At 47.4% G+C, this 428-nt stretch carries 1 protein-coding gene; it reads right to left on the reverse strand.

The features are described from left to right. Nucleotides 1-371: arginase family protein (locus ETC00_RS20005; protein ID WP_171567773.1), on the reverse strand; the 371-nt coding region annotated here is incomplete at its 3' end. Nucleotides 372-428: the final 57 nt, after the last annotated feature.

Raw genomic sequence — 428 nt, forward strand, 5'->3', positions numbered from 1 at the left:
CCTCCAAGGACAATCCACATCGACTCGGGCTGTAACGCAACAACTCGCTCGATTGTTTCCGCAATGCGTCTTTGTGACGCAGCAATATCAGTCGGGTGCATTACTATATCGCCATAATCAGTAACCGCAATATCCACTAAATCCATTCCCGATTCGATAGAGTATGTGCTATAAAACGATAGCGCTTGCCGAATGGCCTGTGGGGCGAACGCTGCTCCCGAATGGCTAATCGATGATTTCGAGAGCGGTGCACCAATCAAGCCGATGCTGCTACCATGCTTTCCGTCCCACGAAATGAGCAATTCATTTGCTTTTGTCACATAACGATCTTGAAAATTCGCTTTGCCTGCTTCTTTAAGATGCGGAAACATCGCCTTTTCTCCTTTCGCTCACAACTTTCCCGTCTTTTAGCACCATTCGAACATGGT

The sequence above is a fragment of the Brevibacillus sp. MCWH genome, assembly GCF_013096935.1.
In the GTDB taxonomy this organism is placed as follows: Bacteria; Bacillota; Bacilli; order Brevibacillales; family Brevibacillaceae; genus Brevibacillus; species Brevibacillus aydinogluensis.